Source organism: Undibacterium sp. TC9W (genome assembly GCF_049339865.1).
Lineage (GTDB): Bacteria > Pseudomonadota > Gammaproteobacteria > Burkholderiales > Burkholderiaceae_D > Undibacterium.
On record NZ_JBMPPJ010000002.1, the window covers coordinates 385,308 to 408,082 of the forward strand.

The window sequence follows — 22,775 nt, forward strand, 5'->3', positions numbered from 1 at the left end:
AAACTGGCTTGTTGTAAAATTTTGCATAAAATTATTTCCTAGTCAGCAAGTTGATATTATTTATTTTTTCGAATTTATACATAAGTCAAAGCATTATTTTTCTTGATAGAGCGAGTCGCAAACCATCATTCACTGATGAAGGTATGCCTGGAACCATATGAAAATGAGCGAAATATAGCATAGCTTAAATAGTTGATCACGAGATAATTCAAAACAATGCTCTGCATCTTCAGTACCTAAAGGCACTTGAATTTTCAAATTTCCGTATGGCTCTCTCCAATTGTTGAATCGTACTGACATTTTACCCACGTTGTGCATGTTTTCTTTTATCCTGTTGAACAACAGGCAGAGATAATTGGTACGGAATTACCAGTTAGCGGCATTCGCCAGAAGTACAATCTCGTCGATCAAAAGTAAGTAAGGGGTGTTTTGCCAATTTGCCTTCCAGTCACTGGACTTGCTGCATATAGCTTATGTTGTCTCCAGCGACTTCTTTCAGGCTTTCATTCGCGCATGTAGTTTCAAACAAGAGGCACAGTGATTCTCTTGCCCGCCGTAGCTACTTTCACCTGAAATGACCTTGCGAAGAGCGTTGCTGGCCGCTTTGACTATCCTTTGATATGCACGTATCTTCGTCAATCAAACCAGAATTATGCAATACGATTATTTTTAAGAAGCCCGCATGTCCTGCCAAGATATAAAAGGCCAGCGGCAATTCATACAGCTCGTCTCTTTGGAGTTTGTGCGCAAGGCTCGACTCCTTGCGTACACAGGCCAAAATGTACGTTTGCTTCTTTTTCCTCCAAGATACTGACCACTAACGATACCTGGCCAAACATAGGGAGAAGAGTCGGACACGGTACAAGTAACCCAGGAACAAAACGACTGAATTTAGTACGAAACAATTTTGGGTGCAATTTCATAAGTTGCACAAGTTAAGGTTTTTATGAACTTGTCGTCCATTGCTGATTGAAGTTTAGTCCGTCAATGGTCGTTTAGCCCATTCTGGCGCATCGCGCGGGTCGGGTTTATCGCCGTTGAAGTCGGCTAACACCTGCACAGTCTGGTCATCACGCTGCCAGTGCAGTTTTCCATTTGTCGTAAAGATCAGACGATTATTTTGATCGCGGCCTGACCATTCTGCACCTGCGACTTCATTACTGGACGACTTTCGTTTTCCACCGCTGTTGAAAACCTCCAGTCCGTGCGGAATATGGTCAGGGTGAGCTTGGCCCAAAGAACACGAAGATAGAGAGACTATACGGTTCGCTATAAAATAGCCTCCGCCACCCCAAGTGCCACCCTCGGGCCATAGCCCTAGCGCATGTAACCAGGGCAGGCGACTGACCGCCGTCCAGGATGATTTATAGTCTGTGCGCCAGGGTCGTGCCTGAAGCACGAAATAGAGTAACAGTTCCCCATCTGGCGACAGGTCGCAACGTTGAGGGTATAAACGGCCGCGCATCCATGCGCCAGATTCAAAGACGTCGTTGCGGGTATCCCAGCGAATGACGTGAAACCAGTTGCTTGGTCCCCGTGCGAAGATTGCTGCTACATGCGCTTCCTTGGCAAAAATAACGAATAGTCTTGGGCTGGGTGGTGGAGTACTCATGGATCACATAGATGTATTGCTTGATTTGAACGAGTGAAGTTTGGTGCAGGCGCATGAATCCCTTCATGCCTTGGCAGGGCCGACATGAAGAGATTCACGGGTCTTATTCTGATTACTCTGTATCGCGCATCACATCAAAATAATATCGTACTGCTCCTGATGAAACACACTTTCGACTTGTAGTGAAATTGGTTTGCCGATGAAATCACCCAGCATGGCCAGATGCTGCGATTCTTCTTCGAGGAACATATCGACCACGACTTGTGAAGCCATGATGCGGAATTCTCTGGGGTTGAATTGTTTGGCTTCGCGCAGAAGTTCGCGCAGGATTTCGTAGCATATCGTGCGGGCGGTTTTGACCTGGCCTTTGCCGCTGCAGGCAGGGCAGGGTTCGCACAGTACATGGGCCAGTGATTCGCGTGTGCGTTTGCGGGTGACTTCGACCAGACCGAGGGCAGAGAAGCCGGAGACAGATAACTTGGTGCGGTCGCGCGACAAGGCCTTGTTAAGTTCTGACAGTACAGCAGTCTTGTGTTCTTCATTCTCCATATCGATGATGTCGAGAATGATGATGCCGCCGAGGTTGCGCAAGCGCAACTGGCGGGCGATGGCGTGGGCGGCTTCGAGATTGGTCTTGAAGATGGTGTCATCGAAATTGCGACCAGCGACAAAGCTGCCGGTATTGACGTCGATGGTGGTCATGGCCTCGGTCTGATCGACGATAAGGTAACCACCAGATTTAAGATCGACGCGGCGACCCAGAGCGCGTTCTATTTCTTCTTCGACGCCATGCAGATCAAACAGCGGGCGTTCGCCTATGTAGTGCTGCAGCTTGCCGAGTACCGACGGCATGTAATGCGTCGCAAACTCTTGCAGCATGATGTAATTCTCACGCGAATCGACTTGTATGCTGTCAGTCTCTTCATTGACGAAATCGCGCAAGACGCGCTGTGCCAGATTAAGATCCTGATACAGCAGGGTCGTTGGTGGCTGGGTCTTCGCCAGTTGCAGTATGGTGGACCAGGTGCGGCGCAGGTAATCGACGTCGGCTTTGAGGTCTTCATCAGAGGCATCTTCTGCCATGGTGCGGACGATGAAGCCACCTTTTTCTTCTGGTTGCTGCAGATTTTGTACTTTGGTACGCAGGGCTTCGCGTTCAGCTTCGTTTTCTATTTTTTGCGAGATGCCGATATGTGAGTCTTGCGGCAGATAGACCAGCATGCGGCCAGCGATGGAAATCTGTGTAGAGAGGCGGGCACCTTTTGTGCCTATCGGGTCTTTGACGACTTGCACAGTGACTGACTGGCCATCGAACAGCAATTTTTCTATCGGTGTCAGTGGGGCATTGGTATTGCCATTAGCATCTTGCGAGCGAGCATCCCAGATGTCGGCTACATGCAAAAAGGCGGCTCGCTCCAAACCTATGTCGATGAAAGCAGACTGCATGCCAGGCAAGACGCGCACGACTTTACCCAGGTAGATATTGCCGACCAGGCCGCGTGACAGAGTACGTTCTATATGGAGTTCTTGTACCGCACCCTGGAACATCAGTGCGACGCGGGTTTCCTGAGGGGTGATATTGATGAGGAGGTTTTCGCTCATAAGCTTCTCTGATACTTCAATTTAGGGAATAAAGATACCTGCCTGACGAAGTAGCTGGCAGGTTTCAAATAAAGGTAATCCCATGATGCCAGAATAACTCCCTTTGATGTGTGAAATAAAACGGGCAGCCGCACCCTGTATGCCATAGCCACCGGCTTTGTCATAGGGTTCATTACTATCGCAGTAGGCCAGTATCTGCTGTTCATCGAGGTTGGCAAAACTGACTTCTGAACGTTGTGTGGCTGCTGCGCGGCCCAGTGCTGAATGCACGGCAATGCTGGTCAGCACTTGATGGGTCTGGCCTGCCAGCATGCTCAGCATTTGTATTGCTTCTTGCTTGTCGGCAGGCTTGCCCAGTATTTGCTTGCCGAGTACCACAGTGGTGTCGGCGGCAAGCACGGGGCGTGGCAGCATTTTGCGCAGATGCATGATTTCCCATGCCTTGTCTGCTTTTTCCTGGGTGACACGGCTGACATAGGCTTCTGGTGCTTCACCGGGCAAGACGATCTCGGTTACATCTGGCCCGCGTGGTGGGGCATCACGCAGCAGCAAGAGGTCAAACTCTATGCCTGCCTGGTGCAGCAGTTCGCGGCGTCTTGGGCTTTTTGATGCCAGGTAGATTTTATTTTCTTTTAGCATGGCGGTTTCCTTGCTATGACTTATACCCGGTGATAAGGGTGGTTCTGGGTAATTGACCAGGCACGGTATAGCTGTTCAGCCAGCAGCACCCGTACCATGCCATGCGGCAGGGTCAGACTGGAGATGCGTATCAGGGTATCGGCCCTGGCCTTGAATTCTGCATCCAGGCCATCGGCGCCACCGATGATGAAGACCACATCGCGGCCATCCTGCTGCCACTGTGTGAGGTTTTGTGACAGGGCGACACTGGTCCAGTCTTTGCCCCGTTCATCCAGGGCGACTATGCGGGCATTCTTGGGTATCACGGCTTCTATCCTGGTACGCTCAAGAGCCATGACGGTTTCAGCAGTTTTGCTGCCCGAGCGTTCTACCGGTTTGATTTCCTTGAGGATGACACGGCATTCTGGCGGCATGCGTTTGGCATACTCCTGAAAGCCGGTTTCTATCCAGGAGGGCATTTTGTGGCCGACGGCGGCGATGATCAATTGCATGTTTGTGTCTGTTTGCTGCAAGTAGTAGATTGAAACCTGGTCTGCTTAAACAAATGGCTGCACGAGGCAGCCATTTGAGATCGAGCTTTTACAGAATTATTCCTCTGTCGCTTTCTTACGTGCCGGAGCGCGTTTTGCTGGCGCTGCGGCAGCATTGGCAGTGCGTTTTTCTGCGGCTTGCTTGGCAGAAGCAACAGCAGTTTTAGTCGCTGCTACTTTCACGCGGCCACCGGTTGGTATCTTGGCTGGTTTGGCAGCAGTAGTGCCGTCAGCAGCTTTGCGGGCTGCCGGTTTGCGTGCTGGCTTGCCATCTGCATCGCCAGTAGTTTTGGTGACGCGTGGTTTGCGCGCTGGTTTCTTTTCATCTTCCAGCGTCGTCTGAATAGCCATCATGTCATGCGTGACTTCCAGCGGAGCAGCTTTGCCAGCCACTTTACGGACGCGCTTAGGCTTGTCGCTGTCTTCTTCTGCCTCGACCTTTTTAGCGGAAGTACGCTTTGCCGCGCCGAATTTGACAGGCTTGTCGCCCCACAGCTCTTCCAGACGGTAGTAAGCGCGGATGGCTGGCTGCATGATGTGGACGACGATGTCACCCAGATCGACCAGTACCCATTCGCCGGTCGCTTCACCTTCCATACTGACGATAGTGCCGCCGTTCTCCTTGACTTTGTCGCGTACTGACGCGGCCAGAGCCTTGGTTTGGCGGTTGGATGTACCAGAGGCGATACAAACGCGGTCAAACAGGCTGGTCAGGTGTGTGGTTTCAAACAATTGTATGTCTTGCGCCTTGACGTCTTCCAGAGCGTCAATGACCAGGGTTTGCAGTTTTTTAATATCCATATTTTTATTGGTAGATAGTTTGTTGTTGTAGGTAGTCTAGCACCTTGTGCGGGACTAGCAATCTTGTTGTCGGGTTATGCTGTTTTAATTCAGTACGTAGTTGGGTCGCAGATACATCTTGCGCCAGATTTCTCTCCAGATAAGTGCCACCGGCTGGCCGTGTGCGCATTTCCAGGGCGCTGATGGCATTTTTCTTCCAGATGTCAGCAATGTCGGGGCTGCTGATATCGAGGCTGAAACCCGGGCGTGATGCAGCGCACAAATGCGCTACTTCAAGCAAGGCCTGCCAATTGCGCCAAGTGTGCAAATTTTGCAACTGATCTGCACCCATGGCAAATACCAGTGATGCCTCATCGCCAACTTCTCTGCGTAGCTGGTGCAAGGTATCGATGGTGTAATTACTTTTACCCTGTTCTGCACGGATGATTTCTTGCTCATCTACCCTGACAGGGCAGAGTTGCCAGTCTTCAAATGCCAGCTTCAGCATGGCCAGTCTTTGTGTCGCGGTAGCTTGCAATTCATTCTTTTGCCACTGCTGGCCAACGGGAATGACGCGCAATTCATCCGGCTGCAATGCCTTCGCCAGGCTATGGGCAAGAGCGACATGCCCCAGATGCACAGGGTCAAAGCTGCCGCCCAGTACCAGGATACAAGGTGGTGCCGCAGTTTCCGTAGTTTCCGCAGTTTCCGTAGTTTCTATGTCCATTCCCGGTGTACCAGAAAGTCTGTTGCCAGTCCTGCTTCCGGGCTGCCAGCTTCCGGTTTCCAGTCATAGCGCCATTTGACGATGGGGGGCATGGACATCAGTATGGACTCTGTCCTGCCGCCAGACTGCAGGCCAAAATGTGTGCCGCGGTCAAATACCAGGTTGAATTCTACATAGCGGCCACGGCGATAAGCCTGGAAATCACGCTCACGTTCACCATAATCCTGGTCTTTGCGACGTTCCAGGATAGGGCGATAAGCCGGAATAAAGGCATCACCGACGCTACGCATCATGGCAAAACTGCTGGCAAAATCCTGCTCATTGAAATCATCAAAGAAGATGCCGCCTACGCCACGCGCTTCTTTACGGTGCTTCAGGTAAAAATACTCGTCACACCATTTCTTGAAGCGGGCATGCAAGTCTGAACCATAAGGCTGGACCGCCATTTTACATGTTTGGTGAAAATGCACCGCATCTTCTTTAAAACCGTAATACGGCGTCAGGTCCATGCCGCCGCCAAACCACCAGACATCTTCCTGTCCTTCGGCTCGGGTGGTGAAAAAGCGCACATTCATATGCACGGTAGGCGCATAGGGGTTACGCGGATGCAGGACCAGCGAGACACCCATGGCTTCCCACTGACGGCCAGCCAACTCAGGGCGGGCAGCAGCGGCAGATGGGGGCAGGTTTTTACCCATGACATGGGAAAAATTGACGCCGCCACGTTCAAATACCTTGCCTTCTTCTATCACGCGCGAGATACCACCACCGCCTTCAGGGCGTTCCCAGCTATCTGTAATAAAAGCATGGCCATCAACTTCTTCAAGAGCCGCGACTATACCAGCCTGCAAGCCCAGGAAGTAATTTTTAACCGCAAGTGTATCTGTCATTCTGCTATCTACTCTAAAAAACGCAAGGGGCTGGACTAGTCTTTGGACTATTCTCAACCCGCTTTAAAAGACCGGTGGCGCACGTGAAACATGTACGCCTGGCAAGGATTAATGCTTGCGGTTCAGCGCACGCCAGCCTATGTCACGGCGATATTGCATGCCGTCGAAATGGATTTTCTCGACCACGTCATACGCATGTTTTTGCGCCAACTTGACAGTGTCGCCAAGGCCAACCACGCATAACACACGGCCACCGGTCACGTTCAAGGTCTTTTCATTGAGCGATGTGCCCGCATGGAAGGTCACGGTATCTGCAGTTTCTGCCGGGATACCTGTGATCTTGTCACCTTTGCGCGGTGCGTCAGGGTAACCAGCTGCTGCCATGACGACACCCATGGCGGTACGCCTGTCCCATTCCAGCTCCACCGTATCGAGCGTGCCATTGACTGCGTGTTCAACCACGTGCAGCAAATCTGTTTTCAGGCGCGCCATGATGGGCTGGGTTTCCGGGTCGCCCATGCGGCAGTTGAATTCCAGGGTTTTTGGATTGCCCTGGTCATCAATCATCAGGCCGGCATATAAAAAGCCGGTAAATACGATGCCATCCTTGGCCATGCCTTGTACCGTAGGCACGATGATTTCGCGCATGACACGGGCGTGCAGTTGTGGCGTCACGATAGGGGCAGGGGAGTAGGCACCCATGCCGCCAGTATTCGGGCCTTCGTCATTGTCGAGCAAGCGCTTGTGATCCTGGCTGGTTGCCAGTGGCAAAATGTTCTTGCCATCAACCATGACGATGAAACTGGCTTCTTCACCTGCCAGAAACTCTTCGATGACGACGCGCGCGCCAGCATCACCGAGCTTATTGTCAGACAACATCATATCGACTGCTGCATGCGCTTCTTCAGCCGTCATGGCAACGACGACGCCTTTACCAGCCGCCAGGCCATCAGCCTTGATGACGATAGGTGCGCCCTGGGCATTGATATAGTCGTGCGCAGGTGCCAGCTCAGAGAAAGTCTGGTATTCAGCGGTAGGAATAGCATGCCTGTGCATGAAAGCCTTGGCGAAATCCTTGGAGCTTTCTAGCTGCGCGGCTTCTTTGCTCGGGCCAAAAATTTTCAGGCCACGGTCGCGGAAAATATTGACGATGCCGGCAGCCAGTGGCACTTCAGGGCCGACTACGGTAATGCCTATGTTTTCTTGCTCGGCAAAGTCTGCCAGTGCTGCCGGGTCTGTGATGTTGATGTTTTTCAGGCGGCTGTCAGCGGCAGTGCCACCATTGCCGGGAGCGACAAAAATGGTTTGTACACGGTCAGATTGCGCCAGTTTCCAGGCGAGGGCATGTTCACGGCCACCAGAGCCGACTACGAGTAATTTCATCTTAATCTTCTATGATGGCGTTGGTGAATACTTCTTGTACATCGTCGAGGTTTTCGAGGGCATCCAGCAGTTTTTGCATCTTGATGCCTTCTTCACCAGCAAATACCGTCTCAGTATTTGGTTTCATGACGACTTCAGCGATTTCTGCCTTGAAACCAGCTTTTTCCAGACTGGCGCGCAGGTCCGACAGGCTGAATGGTGCGCACAGTACTTCTATGCCGCCTTCTTCATCTGTGACTACATCGTCGGCACCTGCTTCCAGAGCGGCTTCCATCAGGGCATCTTCATTCGTGCCCGGTGCAAAAAACATCTGGCCGCAATGCTGGAACAAAAAGGCGACCGAGCCTTCAGTGCCCATATTGCCACCGTATTTGTTGAAAGCATGGCGTACTTCAGCCACGGTGCGCACGCGGTTGTCGGTCATGCAATCGACCACGATGGCGGCACCGCCTATGCCATAACCTTCATAACGTACTTCTTCGTAGTTTGCGCCTTCCAGTGTGCCCGCGCCGCGTTGTATCGCGCGCGTGACGTTTTCTTTTGGCATATTGGCGTCAGCCGCCTTATCTACTGCCAGACGCAGGCGGGGGTTGGAATCGACATCCTCACCACCCATGCGTGCCGCAACCGTGATCTCCTTGATCAGACGCGTCCATATCTTGCCGCGTTTGGCATCAGTTGCTGCTTTTTTATGCTTGATATTGGCCCATTTACTATGTCCTGCCATGATCGCTCTTTCCTGAATTGACAATAGCTCACCCTGAGGGCGGCAATTTTGCCTGGCTTGGTTTTATAATGAAGACCAGTATTTTACCATAGTGGCACCGACCGACTTCCCCAAATCACCCTCCAAAACTATGTCAAAACCTCTGTTGATCGCTAAAAACACCGAATTCGACTTGAATTTATTGTCAGACTGGGCCAATCGCCATGGTTGTATCACTGGTGCTACGGGTACCGGCAAGACGGTTACACTGCAAACCCTGGCCCAGGCTTTTTCTGGAATTGGTGTGCCGGTGTTCATGGCAGACGTCAAAGGCGACCTGTCCGGCATGGCCAAGGCCGGCAGTGCCACCGGCAAAATCCAGCAAAGACTGCAAGCCTTGCAATTGGATGAACCCAAGTGGCAGGCATGCCCAGTGACATTCTGGGACGTGTTTGGCAAACAGGGGCACCCGGTACGGGCCACGGTATCTGACCTTGGCCCTTTACTGCTTGGGCGCATGCTGAATCTGAATGAAACCCAGGGAGGCGTTTTGCAACTGGCCTTCAAGATCGCCGACGACCACGGTTTGCTGCTGCTTGATACCAAGGATTTACGCGCCATGCTGCAATACCTGGCCGAGAATGCGTCTGAATTCCAGACCGAATACGGCAATATCTCTGCAGCCAGTGTCGGTGCTATCCAGCGCTCTTTGCTGACCATCTCTGAGCAAGGCGGTGAGCAATTCTTTGGCGAACCCATGCTGAACCTCGATGACATGATGCAGACCGATGGTGATGGTCGTGGTTTTGTGAACATCCTGGCGGCGGATCAATTGCTGCAATCACCACGCCTGTATTCCACATTTCTGCTTTGGATGCTGTCTGAGCTGTATGAACACTTGCCAGAAGTGGGCGATGTTGATCAGCCCAAGATGGTGTTCTTCTTTGATGAGGCTCACTTGCTGTTTGATGAGGCCCCCAAGGTCTTGCTGCAAAAGATAGAGCAAGTGGTTCGTTTGATACGCTCCAAGGGGGTAGGTGTGTATTTTGTCACACAAAACCCGCTGGATATTCCTGATACTGTGCTGGGGCAACTCGGCAACCGTGTTCAGCATGCCCTGCGTGCCTATACGCCCAGGGATCAAAAAGCAGTGCAGGCTGCGGCAGAAACTTTCCGACCCAATCCCAAGCTGGATACTGCAGCGGTGATTGCCGAGCTGGGTGTTGGTGAAGCGCTGATTTCCTTTCTTGATGATAAAGGCAGGCCCAACATCGTGCAACGTGCACTGATTGTGCCGCCATCGTCACAGATAGGGGCAATTACGGCAGATGAGCGCCAGCAAGTCATGCAAACTTCCATCGTCGCCGGTGTTTATGAGAAGCATATAGACCGCGAATCTGCCTATGAGAAATTGACGGGTCGGGTAGCGGCGCGTGCTGCTACGGCGGATAAGGAAGATGGTCTGCAACCCGGCAGCAGGGCAGAGCCTGCAGCGGCAGATGCCAATGGCTGGGGTAATGCACCTTCGACTTCGTCTGCGCCAGCAGTGCCATCGGCACCAGCAGCATCAGCAGCATCGTCGGTCTCAAGCCGTCCCGTATTCAATTCAGGTCGTTCAGCTCAGTCTGCGCCTGCGCAAGAAAGTGGCGGTGGTGTAGGCGATACGCTGAAAAGCGTGTTTGGCAACCTGCTCGGTGGCGGTGGTTTGCGCCGCAAGGATAATGTGGTCGAGACCATGATCAAATCGACGGCCAGGACCATGGGTTCTCAAGTGGGGCGCGAAATTATTCGCGGTGTGCTCGGTTCGATACTGAAGAAATGAGCTTGCCGGTATTTCGCATGGCGTATCACATGGTATTTCTCGCGATACTTTACGCGGTATTTCACATTCATCAGCAGAGCCCAAAAGCTCTGCTGACAAGGAGAATTATTCCTGATCCTGGTTATTTTTGACCAGACGCCTGAAAATGCTGTTCAGGGAGCTGTCGTTCTGCTTTGGCGATACATTTTTAGTTTGTCTTTGCGGCATATCCGTAGTCATCGCACGTTTAGGGCGGAGTACCGGATGATCTGCGTACTGTAAGCGTGGTGTGTACATTTGGTTTTCTCCTGCAATGTGGTTCATGCTTATCAGTGTAGGGAAAGATGGTTGATTTGATAGTGACACAAAGTCACTTTTGGCAACTAAATGTAAAATCTCATGTGAAACATTGTTAGTTTTTTGCTACGCGGAAATTAATTGCTTTCTGAAATGCAATTTATGTGTGAAATTACGAATTCAGACCGTGTAACAGTTTGCCGCCCATTCAAAGATTTATGCTGACAGAACAAACGAAATTACTCGCCCGCCGTCATTATCTGACTGGCCTTGCCATCGCACTGGTTGGTGCCATCCTGTTTTCTACCAAGGCCATCGTTGCCAAACTGATTTATCGCTACAACGTCGATGCGGTGACACTGATCTGTTTCCGTATGGCGTTTTCCTTGCCTATTTTTGCTGGAATTGCCATCTGGCAAATGCACAAGGGCGGCAGCCTCAGCAAAGCAGACCGCTGGCGTCTGGTGGCTTTGGGGCTGGTCGGTTATTACCTGTCGTCTTTCCTGGATTTTCTTGGATTGCAATATATCAGCGCGGGTCTGGAGCGTCTGATCCTGTTCCTGACGCCGTCCTTTGTCCTGCTGATATCTGCCTTCTTTTTGAAACGTGCTGTCAGCAGGCTGGAGTGGGCAGCCCTGGTCGTGTCTTACCTGGGCATCGTCCTGGTGTTTTTTCATGATCTTAAGCTGGGTGGCGATTATGTGCTGCTAGGCTCTGCCCTGGTGCTGGGCGCTGCAATTTCTTATGCCATCTACCTGATACAGTCGGGACAACTGGTGCAAAGACTGGGTTCCTTGCGGCTAGTGTCGTATGCGATGTGTGTTTCCAGTGCCGCCTGCATAGGTCAGTTTTTTATTTTGCGTCCTGCCAGCATGCTAGTGCAGCCGCTTGCTGTATATTCATTGTCTATCGTGAATGCCGTCATGTGTACGGTATTGCCAGTGTTCATGACCATGATTGCCGTCAAACGCATAGGTGCAGCGACTGCTTCGCAGGCTGGCATGATAGGCCCGGTATCAACCCTGTTCCTTGGAGCCTACTTCATTGGCGAACCCATCACTGGCTGGCAGCTGGCTGGGACAGTATTGGTCATGGGCGGCATGTATTTGCTGTCCAGGAAAAAAACCTAAACGCAGAAAAACTTATTCAGGAGAAGTAAATGGTCAAGGCAATCCGCATACAGCAGACCGGTGGTCCGGAAGTCATGGAATATGTTGATGTAGAGCTGGGCACCCCAGGCCCGGGCGAGGTGCTGGTAAGTCAAAAGGCTTGCGGCCTGAATTTTATTGATGTGTATTTCCGCACTGGACTGTATCCACAAGCCTTGCCTGGTGGTCTGGGCATGGAAGGGGCGGGCATCGTTGAGGCGGTCGGCGCTGATGTCAAATACGTGCAGGTTGGTGACAGAGTAGCTTATGCAGGGCGGCCAACTGGTGCTTATGCCGAGGCCCGCATCATGCCTGCCGATAATCTGGTGCGTCTGCCTGACAGCATCAGTTTTGAAACTGCCGCCGCCATGATGCTGCAGGGCTTGACGGTGCAATACCTGTTTCACCGTACTTTTCCCTTGCAAGGCGGGGAAACAATATTGTTTCATGCTGCCGCTGGCGGCGTAGGCCTGATTGCCTGTCAGTGGGCACGTGCCATCGGCGTGACCATGATAGGTACGGTGGGCTCGGATGAGAAGGGCGAGCTGGCGAAAGCGCATGGCTGTGCCCATGTCATCAACTACAACAAGGAAAATTTTGTTCAGCGTGTCCGTGAAATTACGGATGGAAAAGGGGTGCCTGTCGTTTATGATTCCATCGGTAAAGACACTTTCATTCCATCGCTGGATTGTCTCTCGCCATTGGGCATGATGGTCAGCTTTGGCAATGCCTCTGGCCCGGTGCCGGCATTTGGCCTGAGTGAACTTGCTTCACGCGGTTCTTTATTCATTACCCGCCCGAGTCTGATGAGTTATACGGCCAAACGTGATGATCTGGAGCAAATGGCTGCGCACTTATTTTCCATGGTGGAGAGCGGCAAAGTTAAAATAGACATACGCCAGCGCTATCCTTTGAGTGAAGTGGCGCAAGCCCACCGTGAGCTGGAGGCCCGTAAAACAACAGGTTCCAGCATATTGATTCCCTGAAGTAAGAAAATATGACAGAAGTAACACCACCATCAAAAACCACGACAGATAAAGAAAGCGGTAGCCCAAAATTTGGGCGCTTGCTGCTGGTTCTTATTTTTGCCGTCATGCTCATAGTAGTTATTACGCTGGGGTCAGAGGCTTACTATACTAATTAGTGATGTTTGAATACCGGGCCGTGCAATTTTGCAGCTTTGTTGTTTTACTGCACTATTTCGTAGGATTCTGGCATTGCGCAAGCCTTTGTGGCTTGGCAGAATGCAAGTTTTTGGGCGCGTACGCTGACGCCTGAGTATGATTGATAACCTGAGCATAATAAAAAAGAGCGATGGATACTATTCCACTGAATAATGCCAAGACGAGCGAGTTTTCCAGCTCTAGCCGTTTGCTGATACTGCAAAGTCTGGTGCCTATCGCCACCAATCTGGTTTCTTCACAAATTGAGGCATTTACCGGCCGCCTGACCGAGGCTTTGTTCAAACTGTCTGATCAGACCATCAGGCCAGAAGAGGTTGCCACCAGTTTTGCTGCCTACCAGCAGTTAAAGCGCAATGGCACCACCTTTTACCGACTGGTTGCAGGTCAGGTCAATGCTGCACTCGCCAAAGAAGTCAGTGTCGTGAATACTCGCAAGCGGGCCAGGACGGACGAAGGCAAGCAGGATTTTTCCCTGGTCAGTTTTGAAGAGATGGAAAGCAAGGTGCTCAGCCGTAACCTGAGCCAGTCGCTGGAAGTGACCAATGCCGAATTGCTGGTCGCCCTCAATGTGCGCATAGGCCATATCCTGCGCCGCACCCCCATCAGTGTTTCGCAAAACCCTTTTCGTCCGGAATTATTTGTCAAGGCCGTCCATCAGGCTTGGATGGAGCTGGAACCCAATCCCGAGACCCATCACCTGATCTTGCGCTTGCTGCGACCGGAATTGTTCCTTCAACTCGGTGCTATTTATCGCGAATTGAATCAGGCCTTGGTAGAGCGCGGTATTTTGCCAGAACTGAATGATGGTTATCGTAACAAGCAAAAAAAGAACATGATGTCAGGCTCAGACGATATCAGTAACCGCGACCCTTATCTGGAAAACAAGCTGCGCAATATCTTCTCTGGCAATGCGCCTGCCGGGTCCTTTGGCAATACCGTTACCGGAGGTGGTGGTAATGGGGGCGGTGGCCATGCCATGGATGGCGGGGGCATGCCTTATACCGGTGGGCAGGATGCTGGTGGCGGCAATGGTAACGGAAACGGCGGCGGTGGAGGTGGCTATGGAGGTGGTAGTCATGGCGGTGGTGGCAGTGGCAATGCACCCGACATGGTCACCATAGACAGGCAGTTTTTTGATTACCTGACCAGCGTACAAAGGGATTTTTCTGCCAATCCCATGCCTACCGATACGGCACATCTGCGGCAATTGTCACAGCAACCCAATGCTGGTGGCCTGACCCATATAGATCAAAGCACGATAGAGCTACTGGCGCGTATCTTTGACTATGTCTTTAACGACACCAGCATACCCGCCGATATCAAGAACCTCATCAGCCAGTTGCAGATACCGACTTTGAAAGTGGCTTTGCTGGACAAGGATTTCTTTTTCAAGGAAAGCCATCCGGCACGGGTGCTGATAGACACGCTGGCAAAATCCAGCGTCCTGCTCAATAGCGACACCACTTCAGAAGACCCGCTCTATCAAATGATAGAAGGCATAGTTGAAAGGGTGCAGCAGGATTTTGACCAGCAGATAGAACTGTTTTCAGATGTTGTTGCTGACCTGGAGGCCTTCCTCAAGGATGAGGAACAGCAAACCGAAGTTGCCATCAGCGAACCGGTAGCCGTCGCGCTGAAACAGGAAAAAATGCGCCTGGCGCGCGAGTTTGCCGAAAACGATGTTGCTATCCGGGTAGAGACGGGTGAGGTTGCAGGTTTCCTGGAAACCTTCCTCAAGGAGCAATGGATCAGGATCCTGACGATATCGCATAACGTCAAGGAAGAAAAACCAAACGCCCTCGAAAATGCCCTGAGGACGATGGATGACTTGATCTGGAGCCTGAAACCCAAGAACAGTGCAGAAGAACGCAAGGAACTGGTCAGCAAACTGCCAGCCATGCTGTCTTTGCTGAATGCCTGGCTCAATGCCATCAAGTGGGATGAGCCTGAACGCGTCATCTTCTTTTCCAAATTGGCTGAGCGTCATGCCGCGATTGCCCGCGCCCCGCTGGAATTCTCACCACGTCGCCAGTTGGAAATTGCTGTCAATATCGCCCAGCGCGCGAGTGAAAAACGCCTGAACCGTCATGTACAGGATCAGATAGAACAACCGGTAGATGAATGGGCGCGCGTCATTGAGACCATGGAACGCGGCATCTGGGTCGATTTCACGAGGCAGAATGGTGTTACCACACGCTTCAAGCTGGCCTGGGTCAGCCCCAAACGTACCCGCTATATCTTCACGAATCGTCAGGGGCATGACGCCTTCTCAGTTTCCAGCGAAGAATTGATTACCCAGTTCCGCGAGGGCAGGGCGATACAGATTGTTGCTGAATCTGTGGTCGATCGTGCCTTGGTCGAGGCACTGCGCGATCCTCCGGCAGCTTAGCCAATACAGGCGGCATAGTCACTCCATCAGAGTGACTATGCCGGTTAATCCTTGACGGTCAATTCCACATTGCTGGTGCTGCCATTCTTGCCTGGGAAGTCTTTCAGTGCGCTATCCATCAGGTAGGGAATATAAAGCGAAATCTCAGGATTGAATTGCTCGCTACTGGCCTTGATGTCCGCCAGTTTCTTGTTGCCCTTCAATTCTGTGATGCGTATCTGTAGCTGGTGCAGGTAAGTGCTGCGGACACTGATATCCGTCCAGCCGCGGGGATAGCCGGGCCAGCCCCAGTATCCTGGACTATAAAGATAGTGGCGGCGATAAATGCCCCGGCTGAAATGCAGCCCCCAATAGGGGTCATAGATACCAGGTTGCCAGAACGGCGAGGCCTGGATTTCCCTGAGAGTACTGGCATACTGCAATTCAACTTTCAGGATCGGCACTGTGCCAGTCGCCACCTCCTTGAAGCCCAGATTTTGCAGACGGGTTCTGAGCAAGTCTTCATACAGTTTGTGCTCGGGATTGTTTTCCTGCCCCGGTGCACGTTCAAAGATGTAAGACTTGTCTTGTGTGGCGCCTGGCCATTCGTGGAAGACGCTGACCTGGCTCGTGAATGTCGTCGCACATCCGCCCAGCAGCAGGCTGCAGGCGAGGGCGAAGAATAGGGTGAACTTTTTCATTTTTACTGCTCCTTCAAACATACTTTTACTATAGTTCTATAGTATGCCTGATTAAGAAAATTTGTTGCTCTTACTGTAACGGGTTGTATCGACTTTGTCACCACATCCTGATTTTCATGTTGGGAAGAGGCGAGCGATAAAAATGTAATGTTTTTATCAAACTTTTTGCCTTAATTTGCATCTATTCAAGTGAATTTATCCCTGTAAGGGCACAGCTTGGTAAAATGGCGGTCTTTACAGGGTTCAAAAGACTTTGTCATTCAACTTATTTTCGCGAGATATTCCATCCATGCGTAACGATATTGCCAGCAAACCAGAGACAATTTTCCGTAAAGACTATGTAGCCCCGGGATTTTGGGTAGATACGGTAGAAATGGGTTTCGACCTTGATCTGAGTGCCACCCATGTAGCCACCCGTATGACCATGCGCCGCAATCATGACAGCAGCGAGAAAGACCTGGTCTTGTTTGGCGAATCCCTGAAATTGCTGCAACTGCGCATGAATGGCGTGAACCTCAAAAAGTCTGCCTACAAGATAGAAGGCGAAACTCTGCGTATCGCCAATGCCCCTGACGAAGTCACGCTGGAAATTGAAACACTGATCAATCCACTCAAGAATACCTCCTTGTCCGGCCTGTATGCATCTAACGGTAACTTCATTACCCAGTGCGAGGCGGAAGGTTTCCGCAAGATCACCTGGTTCCCGGACCGTCCTGACGTCATGGCGAAATACACCGTCATGCTGCGCGCCGACAAGAAAAAATTCCCTGTGCTGCTCAGCAATGGCAATCTGATCGAAGAAGGTGACCTCGGTGATGGCCGTCATTTCGCCAAATGGGAAGACCCGTTTAAAAAGCCTTCTTACCTGTTCGCCCTGGTGGCTGGCAAGCTGGTTTGCCAGGAAGAAGACTACAAGCTCAAGTCCGGCCGCAAAGCCTTGCTGCAAGTCTGGGTAGAAGATGGCAATCTGGATAAGACCCAGCACGCCATGGATTCCCTCAAGAACAGCATACGCTGGGATGAAGAACGCTTTGGCCTGGAGCTGGACCTTGACCGCTTCATGATCGTTGCCACTGGCGACTTCAATATGGGCGCGATGGAAAACAAGGGCTTGAATATTTTCAATACCAAGTTCGTGCTGGCAAATCCATCTATCGCTACTGACGTTGACTATGCCGGCATAGAATCCGTCGTAGGTCATGAATACTTCCATAACTGGACAGGTAACCGCGTTACTTGCCGTGACTGGTTCCAGTTGTCACTGAAAGAAGGCCTGACTGTTTTCCGTGACCAGGAATTTTCTGCCGACCTGGTGGGCACAGCCACTGGCCGTGCCGTCAAACGCATAGAAGATGTACGTCTGCTGCGCCAGGTACAGTTCTCTGAAGATGCAGGCCCTATGGCCCATCCTGTACGCCCTGATTCTTTCGTGGAAATCAATAATTTCTACACCGTCACGATTTATGAAAAAGGTTCAGAAGTCGTGCGCATGTATTACACCTTGCTGGGCCATGATGGCTTCCGCAAAGGCATGGACCTGTATTTTGAGCGTCATGATGGCCAGGCTGTTGAATGCGATGACTTCCGCGCTGCCATGGCAGATTCCAGTGGCCGTGACCTGACCCAGTTTGAACGCTGGTATAGCCAGGCTGGTACGCCACGCGTGAAGGTCGAGGCGACTTATGATGCAGAAGCGCAGACTTATTCCATTACCCTGAGCCAGTCTTGCCCGGCTACACCAGGCCAGGCAGAAAAACTGCCTTTCCACATCCCGGTTGCCATGGGCTTGCTGGGCGCAGATGGCAAAGATATTCCTTTGCATAGCGCAGCGTACGAATCACAGGCTGGTGCGACCAGTCTGGTGCTGGAACTGACAGAAGCCAGCCAGACTTTTGTATTTACTGGTGTTAGCAGTAAACCAGTACCATCATTGTTGCGCAATTTCTCTGCGCCAGTCGTGCTGGAAATCGACTACAGCGATGAAGAACTGGGCCTCTTGCTGGCCAATGACAGTGACCCGTTCAACCGTTGGGAAGCTGGTCAGCGTCTGGCTACACGCCGCCTCGTCAAACTGACGACTGCTGTACAGCAGGGCGAAGAGCTGAGCCTGGACAGCATGTTCATCGAAGCTCTGCGCGCCACCCTGAACGATGCCAGCCTTGACCCGGCTTTCCGTGAACTGGTGTTGACACTGCCTTCTGAAGCCATGATCGCTGAAGAATTCAAGGTCGTTGACCCACAAGCCATTCATACCGCACGCCAGTTTGCCCGCGCCACCATCACAGAACATCTGCGTGCTGATTTGCTGAGTGCTTATGAAGCTCACCTGACACCTGGCAAATACAGCCCGGATGCACAGTCCATGGCAAAACGTGGATTGAAAAACCTGGCCCTGTCTTATCTGCTTGAATGGTCGGACGAATCTACTTTTGAGCTGGCGAAAACCCAGTTTGATGAAGCAGAAAACATGACAGACCGCCTGGCGGCGCTGACTGCATTGACTAACTTCAGTGGCAATGACAAGCAAGCCAAATCGGCAGCCAAGTCCTTGAAAGCTTTCTATAAAGACTTCAAGAAAGAAGCCCTGGTCATCGACAAATGGTTCATGTTGCAGGCAACTGCACGTACCACTGATGTTGCCAAGGTGCGTGAATTGATGACGCATCCAGCATTTACATTGAACAATCCTAACCGTGCGCGAAGTTTGACGTTTGCTTTCTGCAATGCCAATCCATCCCGCTTCCATGCGGCTGATGGCAGTGGTTATGCCTTGTGGGCAGAACTGGTGATTGCACTCAACAAGCTCAATCCACAAGTCGCAGCACGTCTGGCACGTAGCATGGATCGCTGGAAAAAATATCCAGAAAGCCTGCAAGCGCATATGAAGGCTGCACTGCAAAAAGTAGCAGATACCAAGAAGCTGTCGAAAGATGTGCTGGAAGTCGTCAGCAAGGCACTTGCTTCCTGAAAACCTGTTTTCGATCTTACTGCGCGAGCGTGATCGGGGCTCATGCGCTGCTCAAAATGCTCATGTACTAAAGTACATTCCGCTTTTTGCGCTGCTCTTCACCCCGCTGACACTCGCTCGCTACAGATCGTAAACAGGTTTTGAACGACTTATTGAACAAGCTATTGACAAGAATTACTGAAGAAATCGAGAGATCAACATGAAACGTGTAAGCCTGACCCAGTACCTGGTCGAAGAGCAGCGCCTGAATAATTCGATACCGGCAGAGCTGCGCCTGCTCATCGAAGTCGTGGCGCGCGCCTGCAAGACTATCAGCCATGCAGTAGGCAAAGGCGCATTAGGTGAAGTGCTGGGCACAGCAGGTAGCGAAAACATACAGGGCGAAGTGCAAAAGAAACTCGACATCCTGTCGAATGAAATCCTGCTTGAAGCCAATGAATGGGGCGGCCACCTGGCAGCCATGGCATCGGAAGAAATGGAAAGTATCCATCCGATACCGAATCGCTATCCCCAGGGCGAATACATGCTATTGTTTGATCCACTTGATGGTTCCAGCAATATCGACGTCAATGTCTCCATCGGTACCATCTTCTCGGTATTGAAAGCACCAGACGGCATGGGCAAACCAACCGAGCAGGATTTTCTGCAGCCAGGCAGCAAGCAGGTCGCAGCCGGTTATGCCGTATATGGCCCGCAAACAGTGCTGGTGCTGACCACAGGCAATGGCGTCAATTGCTTCACTCTCGACCGCGAAATGGGTTCCTGGGTACTGACACAGCGTAATATGCAAATCCCGGCAGACACCAAGGAATTTGCCATCAACGCCTCCAACACCCGTCACTGGTATCCACCAGTCACGCGCTATGTCGATGAAATGCTGGCAGGCGGTACTGGCCCACGAGGCAAAGAATTCAATATGCGCTGGATTGCCTCCATGGTCGCCGACGTGCACCGCATCCTTAATCGCGGCGGCATCTTCATGTACCCGGCTGACAAGCGTGAACCGGACAAGGCAGGTAAGCTGCGCCTGATGTACGAAGCCAATCCCATGTCTTTCATCGTAGAACAGGCTGGCGGTGCATCGACAGACGGCAAGCAACGCATGTTGGATATACAGCCAGAAAAACTGCATCAGCGCGTTGCTGTGTTCCTGGGTTCAAAAAATGAAGTGGAAAGAGTGACGCAATACCATCATGAGTGATGGAATCATGATCCTTAAAAACGCGAAGTGTGAGCTTCGCGTTTTTTTTGTGCCTGTCGTGTTTTGAGTAAAGGCCTCTCAACACAAAGGCACCGAGACGCAGAGAAAGGCAAGAGAAAACCTGAGCGTCTTTTTAAAATTTGATTTTCTCGGTGTTTACTCTGTGTCTCTGTGGTGAGTCTTTAGGTCTTGAATTTAATTAATACTTAATTCGACCTAATCTCCAATAAATTCCATATTTGACATATGATTATACGAAGCGCATGCTGATATAACATTTTCATTTTATCGCCAGCCTGGAGTAAGACATGCCCGCATACCGTTCCCGTACCACCACCCATGGCCGCAATATGGCCGGTGCCCGCGCCTTGTGGCGTGCGACTGGCATGAAAGATGGTGATTTCGATAAGCCTATCGTCGCCGTCGTCAATTCATTCACTCAGTTCGTGCCTGGTCACGTGCATCTGAAAGACCTGGGCCAGATGGTGGCGCGTGAGATAGAGGCTGCTGGTGGTGTAGCAAAAGAATTCAATACGATAGCCGTGGATGATGGCATTGCCATGGGCCATGGCGGCATGCTGTATTCGCTGCCTTCACGCGAACTGATTGCCGACTCTGTCGAATACATGGTCAATGCCCACTGCGCTGATGCCATGGTATGTATCTCCAACTGCGACAAGATCACGCCCGGCATGCTGATGGCTGCCATGCGTTTGAATATTCCTGTCGTGTTTGTCTCTGGCGGCCCGATGGAAGCGGGCAAGGTGCTGGAGACTTTGCATCCCAAGCAGACGGGCGAGCAAAGAATCATGAAGATTGACCTGGTCGATGCCATGATCAAGGCTGGTGACAGCAATGTTTCGGATGAAGAGATAGGACGTATAGAACGTTCTGCCTGTCCTACCTGTGGTTCCTGTTCTGGTATGTTCACAGCAAACTCGATGAACTGCCTGACCGAAGCACTGGGTTTGTCACTGCCAGGCAATGGCACGATACTGGCGACGCATGCAGACCGCAAGGAACTGTTCCTGCGCGCAGGTCGTCTGGTGGTTGAGCTGGCCAAGCGCCATTATGAGCAAGATGATTATTCCATCCTGCCGCGTTCCATCGCCAACAAGGCGACCTTTGAAAACGCCATGGCACTCGACGTGTCCATGGGTGGTTCTACCAATACTGTTTTGCATTTGCTGGCTGCTGCGCATGAAGCGGGTGTGGATTTCAAGATGGCAGATATCGACCGCATCTCGCGCAAAGTACCTTGCCTGTGCAAGGTCGCGCCAATGACCGATAAATATCATATTGAAGACGTGCATCGCGCTGGCGGCATTATCTCTATCCTCGGTGAGCTGGCACGCGCTGGTTTGCTCGATACCACACGCCCGACCGTACATAGCCCGACCATGGCAGATGCGATTGCGCAGAATGATATCGCCGTGACTGATAATGCAGCGGTACGCAAACTGTTCAGCGCTGCACCGGGTGGCGTGCCTACCCAGACAGCCTTTTCACAAGACAAGCGTTTTGACAGTCTCGATACTGACCGTGAAGCTGGCTGCATACGCAATAAGGCGCATGCCTATTCGCAAGATGGTGGCCTGGCTGTTTTGTACGGTAATCTGGCAGAGAAAGGCTGTATCGTCAAAACCGCAGGTGTTGATGAAAGTATCTTGAAGTTCACCGGCAAGGCCCGTGTGTTTGAAAGCCAGGACTCGGCGGTCGAGGCCATCCTCGGTGATACCGTGCATGAAGGCGATGTCGTCATCATCCGTTATGAAGGCCCCAAAGGCGGCCCCGGTATGCAGGAAATGCTGTATCCAACTTCTTATATTAAATCCAAGGGACTTGGCAAAGCCTGCGCTTTGTTCACTGATGGCCGTTTCTCCGGCGGTTCGTCCGGCCTGGTCATCGGCCATGCCTCGCCAGAAGCTGCTGAAGGTGGAACGATAGGTTTGGTGGAAGAGGGCGATATCATAGAGATCGATATTCCGGCCCGCACGATCAATCTCAAAGTCAGCGACGCCGACCTGGCACAGCGCCGGTCAGCCATGGAAGCTCGCGGGCCAGATGCCTGGCAGCCGGTAGGCCGTGAGCGTTATGTCTCGCAAGCCTTGCAGGCTTATGCTGCTTTGGCAACTTCGGCTGACCGTGGTGCGGTCAGGGATATCACGCAATTGAAACGCTAAATCAATTTCAGATTGCTATTTTTGCCACTGCTATTAAAACAGATTAAAGTAGATT

19 protein-coding genes are annotated in these 22,775 nt (G+C 51.7%); 8 read left to right on the plus strand and 11 right to left on the minus strand.

The window, feature by feature from the left end:
• Positions 1–976 precede the first annotated feature (976 nt).
• The 9 genes from ACO0LN_RS04030 to ACO0LN_RS04070 form a co-directional block, all read right to left on the minus strand.
• Positions 977–1,612 carry a hypothetical protein gene (locus tag ACO0LN_RS04030; RefSeq protein ID WP_422971202.1) on the minus strand — a complete coding sequence of 212 codons (636 nt, stop codon included), beginning with the start codon at positions 1,610–1,612 and terminating at the stop codon, positions 977–979.
• A 129-nt stretch (positions 1,613–1,741) separates the two neighbouring features.
• Positions 1,742–3,214, minus strand: coding sequence for a ribonuclease G (gene rng, locus ACO0LN_RS04035; protein WP_422950617.1), 1,473 nt, complete (start codon positions 3,212–3,214; stop codon positions 1,742–1,744).
• Positions 3,215–3,235: 21 nt separating this feature from the next.
• Complete coding sequence (locus ACO0LN_RS04040) at positions 3,236–3,853, minus strand: Maf family protein (RefSeq protein WP_422971204.1); 618 nt, start codon at positions 3,851–3,853, stop codon at positions 3,236–3,238.
• Positions 3,854–3,873: 20 nt separating this feature from the next.
• Positions 3,874–4,344, minus strand: coding sequence for a 23S rRNA (pseudouridine(1915)-N(3))-methyltransferase RlmH (gene rlmH / locus ACO0LN_RS04045; RefSeq protein ID WP_422971206.1), 471 nt, complete (start codon positions 4,342–4,344; stop codon positions 3,874–3,876).
• Between the two features lie 96 nt (positions 4,345–4,440).
• Positions 4,441–5,184, minus strand: a complete 744-nt coding sequence (rsfS, locus tag ACO0LN_RS04050; RefSeq protein WP_422971208.1) for a ribosome silencing factor — start codon at positions 5,182–5,184, stop codon at positions 4,441–4,443.
• A gap of 4 nt (positions 5,185–5,188) precedes the next feature.
• The gene (nadD, locus tag ACO0LN_RS04055) at positions 5,189–5,890 is read right to left on the minus strand and encodes a nicotinate (nicotinamide) nucleotide adenylyltransferase (RefSeq protein WP_422971210.1); all 702 of its coding nucleotides are present in this window, start codon (positions 5,888–5,890) and stop codon (positions 5,189–5,191) included.
• Entirely contained in the window at positions 5,881–6,780 is a 900-nt protein-coding gene (hemF, locus tag ACO0LN_RS04060; RefSeq protein WP_422971212.1) for an oxygen-dependent coproporphyrinogen oxidase, read from the minus strand. Before hemF ends, nadD begins: the two co-directional genes overlap by 10 nt.
• A 108-nt stretch (positions 6,781–6,888) precedes the next feature.
• Positions 6,889–8,163: a phosphoribosylamine--glycine ligase gene (gene purD / locus ACO0LN_RS04065; protein WP_422971214.1), complete on the minus strand. Its 1,275-nt coding sequence runs from the start codon at positions 8,161–8,163 to the stop codon at positions 6,889–6,891.
• Between the two features lies 1 nt (position 8,164).
• Positions 8,165–8,890 carry a YebC/PmpR family DNA-binding transcriptional regulator gene (locus tag ACO0LN_RS04070; protein ID WP_422971216.1) on the minus strand — a complete coding sequence of 242 codons (726 nt, stop codon included), beginning with the start codon at positions 8,888–8,890 and terminating at the stop codon, positions 8,165–8,167.
• A gap of 130 nt (positions 8,891–9,020) precedes the next feature.
• Here ACO0LN_RS04070 and ACO0LN_RS04075 point away from each other — a divergent pair, with 130 nt between their 5' ends.
• Complete coding sequence (locus ACO0LN_RS04075) at positions 9,021–10,691, plus strand: helicase HerA-like C-terminal domain-containing protein (RefSeq protein WP_422971218.1); 1,671 nt, start codon at positions 9,021–9,023, stop codon at positions 10,689–10,691.
• A gap of 105 nt (positions 10,692–10,796) precedes the next feature.
• On the opposite strand, the gene ACO0LN_RS04080 is transcribed toward ACO0LN_RS04075, so the two are convergent.
• Positions 10,797–10,967, minus strand: a complete 171-nt coding sequence (locus tag ACO0LN_RS04080) for a hypothetical protein (protein WP_422971220.1) — start codon at positions 10,965–10,967, stop codon at positions 10,797–10,799.
• Between the two features lie 218 nt (positions 10,968–11,185).
• Between ACO0LN_RS04080 and ACO0LN_RS04085 the strand changes: the two genes are divergently transcribed.
• From ACO0LN_RS04085 to ACO0LN_RS04100, 4 genes are all read left to right on the plus strand, one after another.
• Positions 11,186–12,097 (plus strand): DMT family transporter, encoded by a 912-nt coding sequence (locus ACO0LN_RS04085; protein ID WP_422971222.1) that lies wholly within the window; start codon positions 11,186–11,188, stop codon positions 12,095–12,097.
• Between the two features lie 29 nt (positions 12,098–12,126).
• The gene (locus tag ACO0LN_RS04090; protein WP_422971224.1) at positions 12,127–13,101 is read left to right on the plus strand and encodes a quinone oxidoreductase family protein; all 975 of its coding nucleotides are present in this window, start codon (positions 12,127–12,129) and stop codon (positions 13,099–13,101) included.
• A gap of 11 nt (positions 13,102–13,112) precedes the next feature.
• Positions 13,113–13,259 carry a hypothetical protein gene (locus tag ACO0LN_RS04095; protein WP_422971225.1) on the plus strand — a complete coding sequence of 49 codons (147 nt, stop codon included), beginning with the start codon at positions 13,113–13,115 and terminating at the stop codon, positions 13,257–13,259.
• 170 nt (positions 13,260–13,429) lie between these two features.
• A complete protein-coding gene (locus tag ACO0LN_RS04100) occupies positions 13,430–15,688 on the plus strand; it encodes a DUF1631 family protein (protein WP_422971227.1) in 2,259 nt (752 codons plus the stop codon).
• A gap of 44 nt (positions 15,689–15,732) precedes the next feature.
• Here the strand turns inward: ACO0LN_RS04100 and ACO0LN_RS04105 are convergent, their stop codons facing one another.
• Positions 15,733–16,368, minus strand: a complete 636-nt coding sequence (locus ACO0LN_RS04105) for a DUF4136 domain-containing protein (protein ID WP_422971229.1) — start codon at positions 16,366–16,368, stop codon at positions 15,733–15,735.
• A 289-nt stretch (positions 16,369–16,657) separates the two neighbouring features.
• Between ACO0LN_RS04105 and pepN the strand changes: the two genes are divergently transcribed.
• The 3 genes from pepN to ilvD all read left to right on the plus strand — a co-directional run bounded on the left by pepN (position 16,658) and on the right by ilvD (position 22,720).
• The gene (pepN, locus tag ACO0LN_RS04110) at positions 16,658–19,336 is read left to right on the plus strand and encodes an aminopeptidase N (protein ID WP_422971231.1); all 2,679 of its coding nucleotides are present in this window, start codon (positions 16,658–16,660) and stop codon (positions 19,334–19,336) included.
• 199 nt (positions 19,337–19,535) lie between these two features.
• Complete coding sequence (locus ACO0LN_RS04115) at positions 19,536–20,537, plus strand: class 1 fructose-bisphosphatase (protein ID WP_422971233.1); 1,002 nt, start codon at positions 19,536–19,538, stop codon at positions 20,535–20,537.
• A 308-nt stretch (positions 20,538–20,845) separates the two neighbouring features.
• Positions 20,846–22,720 carry a dihydroxy-acid dehydratase gene (gene ilvD / locus ACO0LN_RS04120; RefSeq protein WP_422971235.1) on the plus strand — a complete coding sequence of 625 codons (1,875 nt, stop codon included), beginning with the start codon at positions 20,846–20,848 and terminating at the stop codon, positions 22,718–22,720.
• The last annotated feature ends 55 nt before the right edge of the window (positions 22,721–22,775 follow it).

What these genes read in the sequence shown, in the direction of transcription:
- ACO0LN_RS04030 (WP_422971202.1), bottom strand. Translation starts at nt 1,612, where the DNA reads ATGAGTACTCCACCACCCAGCCCAAGACTATTCGTTATTTTTGCCAAG.
- rng (WP_422950617.1), bottom strand. Translation starts at nt 3,214, where the DNA reads ATGAGCGAAAACCTCCTCATCAATATCACCCCTCAGGAAACCCGCGTC.
- ACO0LN_RS04040 (WP_422971204.1), bottom strand. Translation starts at nt 3,853, where the DNA reads ATGCTAAAAGAAAATAAAATCTACCTGGCATCAAAAAGCCCAAGACGC.
- rlmH (WP_422971206.1), bottom strand. Translation starts at nt 4,344, where the DNA reads ATGCAATTGATCATCGCCGCCGTCGGCCACAAAATGCCCTCCTGGATA.
- rsfS (WP_422971208.1), bottom strand. Translation starts at nt 5,184, where the DNA reads ATGGATATTAAAAAACTGCAAACCCTGGTCATTGACGCTCTGGAAGAC.
- nadD (WP_422971210.1), bottom strand. Translation starts at nt 5,890, where the DNA reads ATGGACATAGAAACTACGGAAACTGCGGAAACTACGGAAACTGCGGCA.
- hemF (WP_422971212.1), bottom strand. Translation starts at nt 6,780, where the DNA reads ATGACAGATACACTTGCGGTTAAAAATTACTTCCTGGGCTTGCAGGCT.
- purD (WP_422971214.1), bottom strand. Translation starts at nt 8,163, where the DNA reads ATGAAATTACTCGTAGTCGGCTCTGGTGGCCGTGAACATGCCCTCGCC.
- ACO0LN_RS04070 (WP_422971216.1), bottom strand. Translation starts at nt 8,890, where the DNA reads ATGGCAGGACATAGTAAATGGGCCAATATCAAGCATAAAAAAGCAGCA.
- ACO0LN_RS04075 (WP_422971218.1), top strand. Translation starts at nt 9,021, where the DNA reads ATGTCAAAACCTCTGTTGATCGCTAAAAACACCGAATTCGACTTGAAT.
- ACO0LN_RS04080 (WP_422971220.1), bottom strand. Translation starts at nt 10,967, where the DNA reads ATGTACACACCACGCTTACAGTACGCAGATCATCCGGTACTCCGCCCT.
- ACO0LN_RS04085 (WP_422971222.1), top strand. Translation starts at nt 11,186, where the DNA reads ATGCTGACAGAACAAACGAAATTACTCGCCCGCCGTCATTATCTGACT.
- ACO0LN_RS04090 (WP_422971224.1), top strand. Translation starts at nt 12,127, where the DNA reads ATGGTCAAGGCAATCCGCATACAGCAGACCGGTGGTCCGGAAGTCATG.
- ACO0LN_RS04095 (WP_422971225.1), top strand. Translation starts at nt 13,113, where the DNA reads ATGACAGAAGTAACACCACCATCAAAAACCACGACAGATAAAGAAAGC.
- ACO0LN_RS04100 (WP_422971227.1), top strand. Translation starts at nt 13,430, where the DNA reads ATGGATACTATTCCACTGAATAATGCCAAGACGAGCGAGTTTTCCAGC.
- ACO0LN_RS04105 (WP_422971229.1), bottom strand. Translation starts at nt 16,368, where the DNA reads ATGAAAAAGTTCACCCTATTCTTCGCCCTCGCCTGCAGCCTGCTGCTG.
- pepN (WP_422971231.1), top strand. Translation starts at nt 16,658, where the DNA reads ATGCGTAACGATATTGCCAGCAAACCAGAGACAATTTTCCGTAAAGAC.
- ACO0LN_RS04115 (WP_422971233.1), top strand. Translation starts at nt 19,536, where the DNA reads ATGAAACGTGTAAGCCTGACCCAGTACCTGGTCGAAGAGCAGCGCCTG.
- ilvD (WP_422971235.1), top strand. Translation starts at nt 20,846, where the DNA reads ATGCCCGCATACCGTTCCCGTACCACCACCCATGGCCGCAATATGGCC.